Below are 3016 nucleotides of genomic sequence, written 5' to 3' on the forward strand. Positions count from 1 at the left end.
CGCCAGGGCCGCGTCGGCCTTGATGCCCTCGGCGACAAGCTGCGCAACGACTACTTTTTTGCGCGGGCACTGATCGGCCGACTGTTCGACAAACCGACCGTCAAGCAGGCCCTGCCGGTGATGCATTCCTGAGCAATCAGGCGCCGTCCTACAGCCCCACCCTGGTCTGCCCGACAGCGGGCGCCAAGACCCTCCGCGAGGATTCAGGCCATGTTCACAGACTCACTCTCTGCGCAGACCGTGCCCCATCTGCCGGTCGCCGCCGATCTTGTCGATGCCGATCTCGACGTCTCCCTCAGTACCCCGTCCACGCTGGTCGTTCACGCCAGCCTGGAACTRCAAGGCAGCGAGGCCATGGACCTCGCCCTGGTCATTCCCCGCTCGCGTTGCAATGGCGAGCGCCCGCTTCTCACCGCCCTGCTGGACGCCGTCCAGGCCGCCGTGGCCCGCGCGACGCGTGGCGGCACCCTGCACCAGCCCCGCCGCGTGCTGACGCGGGTGGCCGGCCAGCCCCATCTGGTCGCGCAGTTCTAAAGGCCTATTTCGAGCGCCCGTCAAACTCCGTGACGGGCACGGCCTTCAGATCGATGTCCTCCAGGCAGCGGATGTTGATGGCTGCCATCGCCGAGCCGTCCGGCCCCTTGCCTTCGCCATAGGGATGCATGCCACAGGTCGGGCAGAAGCGATGCTGGATGACATGCTTGTTGAAGGTGTAGCTGCTGGCGTTCTGCTCCGGCGTCAGCAGTTTCAATGCGCTGCGCGGCACGAACCACAGCAGCGATCCCTTGCGCTGGCAGATCGAACAGTTGCAGGACAAGGCGGAGCCGATCTCGCCCTCGACCTCGAACTTGATGTGGCCGCAGTGGCAGCTTCCTTGGTGCGTCATGTCGCGTGTCTCCTTGAGTAGGCGGATGCTGCCAGAAAGCCCGCGAGACCCCATGCGAGAATGCGCGCCGCCTGACCGGCGCCTTCACGGCGCCAACGGTGCTCTCCGTAGTTCAATGGATAGAACGGCCGCCTCCTAAGCGGCAGATACAGGTTCGATTCCTGTCGGAGGGACCACGAAGGCTCGACCTGGCAATGCGGCCTCACAAAACGCCAGGCAGCGGGCCAAAGCGCTCTGAGCGGCCCTGTTCCAGGCGTCGCAGCCGTCTTTCCAGATCGGCGAGATCCCGGGCTTCGCCAAGAAAGCGCTCGTCGTCATCCCGTGTGAACGCGTCCCTCAGGTTCAGCAGCCATGCGCCCAAGCGCGACGCCGCGCCGGTGACGGCAGATTTTTGGAACAAGGTGGCGGTACGTTGCATGGGTGCTCCTTCGTGAGGCTCGAAAGCGATGAATCACGATAGGCACCGCCCACGCTGTTGCAAAGGCACAGAAGGGGCGCAAGTTCACTCGGCTGTATCAACGCAGCTGCAGACACAGCTGGCTGCCCGGGCCGCCGGGCATCGATGACAGGCGGCTCAATGCGAAATCCGCCGCTTGATGGGTGGGCAACTGATCCTCGTCAACGTGGGTGTTGAGATCGTCCGGCAATCTTGAGGTCCAGGCGCTCGATCAGAGCTGCCGCCAGTGCGCAAGAATCGCGTCTCGCCTTCTACGAGGAACCGCAATGCCTAAACCCGTCATCCGTGCACTGAGTGCTGCCCTGCTGCTGGGCGCAGCCACCAGCTGGGCAGCCGACGAAGTCACCCTGCCTCTGAAGGAAGCGTGGTTCGAGGGCGAGATCGTGCATTACGTCAGCACGGACATCTCCGACCCCGGCATCGCCAAGAAGCAGGGCATCAACTACGTGCCCGCCCTGGCCGAGACGCTCAAGCCCGGCATGCCCGTCGAGAAGGCCTACAAGTTCCCGGGCGACGAGCAGRCCACCGTGCTGCCCTCCATCCCGAGGCCCGTGGGCGGCGCCAATGCCGACGCGACCTACAGCCCGCTGTGGGTGCTGGTCATGGTGCGCTGGAAGCCCGGCGTCACACCGCACACACTCAAATCCGAGGAGGCCGTGCTGGCGGCCGAGGAAAAGGGCGAGGTCCAGCTGACTCCAACCAAGATCGTCGCGAACTGGCCCGTCGTGCGGGCTCGCGGCACCGCGCTGCAGGGCGTGCGCTGAGCCAGCAAGGCATCATCCCGTCGGCCGGTCGCCCCCGTCACTGAGGGTGCCGCGCAGTTGGGAGGGCGCCAGCCCGGTCATGCGGCGGATGGCACGGCTCATGTGCGCCTGGTCGGCGAAGCGGCACTGGGCGGCCACGGCGGCCAGGCCRGCGTTGCCCCGGGCGATGTGGCCGAGCGCGCGATGGGTACGCTGGAACAGGCGGTAAGCCGCCGGCGTCACGCCGAAGACCTGGCGAAAGCCGCGCGCAAGGCTGCCCGGGTGCAGGCCGAGCTCGCGCGCCCACGAAGCCACCGGTGCATCGGGATCCTGGCGCAGCCGTGCCGCCAGCAGGTCGGGCCAGTCCGAAGCGGGAATCGGCAACTCCGTCAGGCTGCCGGTCAGCAGGTCCAGCGCCGCATGCAGGTCCCGTTCCGCCAGCCGAACCACCGCGTCCGGATCGCTGGCGACGGCATGGGTGGCAGCTTCCCAGGCGGTGGGCAAGGGCAGGATCAGCACCTGGGCGCCACTGCCGGCCACTTCGTCCAGGTGGTACTCCCAGCGGCGGTGGGCGAGTACATCCCCCGCCCGCAAGTGGTGCCGCCCCGTGTCGCCCGCCTCGACATAGCCGCCGGCGAGCACCAGGGCGACGAAGGCTTCGTCATGCCGGTGCCGGCCCAACCGCTCGCGCGGCGGATGGCGCATTGGCCCGGCGGTCAGCGGGCGGCAGGCGGCGCCGGGCGCGCCGGGTCCGCCAGGTGCTCCCTTTGGCAGGTGAATTCGGTTCAAGACAGGCTATGCAATCGGCCACAAACTGGCCTCATTCTGAGGGATGCCTGCATGACCATGTTTTCGAGTTTGCGCGCCTTGTGGATGGCCGCCGCCCTGCTGGCCCTGCCGTGCATGTCGGGTGCAGCCACCGCACAGCAC

5 protein-coding genes and 1 tRNA gene are annotated in these 3016 nt (G+C 67.1%); 3 read left to right on the top strand and 3 right to left on the bottom strand.

Annotated features, from left to right (window positions below):
- Positions 1-210: 210 nt before the first annotated feature.
- Positions 211-534 (top strand): hypothetical protein, encoded by a 324-nt coding sequence (locus AC1DU6_RS25330; RefSeq protein WP_056198872.1) that lies wholly within the window; start codon positions 211-213, stop codon positions 532-534.
- 4 nt (positions 535-538) lie between these two features.
- Here the strand turns inward: AC1DU6_RS25330 and AC1DU6_RS25335 are convergent, their stop codons facing one another.
- Complete coding sequence (locus AC1DU6_RS25335) at positions 539-886, bottom strand: GFA family protein (protein ID WP_056198875.1); 348 nt, start codon at positions 884-886, stop codon at positions 539-541.
- A gap of 101 nt (positions 887-987) precedes the next feature.
- Here AC1DU6_RS25335 and AC1DU6_RS25340 point away from each other — a divergent pair.
- Positions 988-1062: transfer RNA gene (locus AC1DU6_RS25340), tRNA-Arg, on the top strand.
- 26 nt (positions 1063-1088) lie between these two features.
- Here the strand turns inward: AC1DU6_RS25340 and AC1DU6_RS25345 are convergent.
- Complete coding sequence (locus AC1DU6_RS25345; protein WP_477860459.1) at positions 1089-1304, bottom strand: hypothetical protein; 216 nt, start codon at positions 1302-1304, stop codon at positions 1089-1091.
- Between the two features lie 305 nt (positions 1305-1609).
- Here AC1DU6_RS25345 and AC1DU6_RS25350 point away from each other — a divergent pair, with 305 nt between their 5' ends.
- Complete coding sequence (locus tag AC1DU6_RS25350) at positions 1610-2107, top strand: DUF7482 domain-containing protein (protein WP_477860461.1); 498 nt, start codon at positions 1610-1612, stop codon at positions 2105-2107.
- Positions 2108-2119: 12 nt separating this feature from the next.
- On the opposite strand, the gene AC1DU6_RS25355 is transcribed toward AC1DU6_RS25350, so the two are convergent.
- Positions 2120-2791: a helix-turn-helix transcriptional regulator gene (locus tag AC1DU6_RS25355; protein ID WP_477860463.1), complete on the bottom strand. Its 672-nt coding sequence runs from the start codon at positions 2789-2791 to the stop codon at positions 2120-2122.
- Positions 2792-3016 lie beyond the last annotated feature (225 nt).

It is taken from the genome of Roseateles sp. P5_B10 (assembly GCF_056400485.1).

What these genes read in the sequence shown, in the direction of transcription:
- AC1DU6_RS25335 (WP_056198875.1), bottom strand. Translation starts at nt 886, where the DNA reads ATGACGCACCAAGGAAGCTGCCACTGCGGCCACATCAAGTTCGAGGTC.
- AC1DU6_RS25345 (WP_477860459.1), bottom strand. Translation starts at nt 1,304, where the DNA reads ATGCAACGTACCGCCACCTTGTTCCAAAAATCTGCCGTCACCGGCGCG.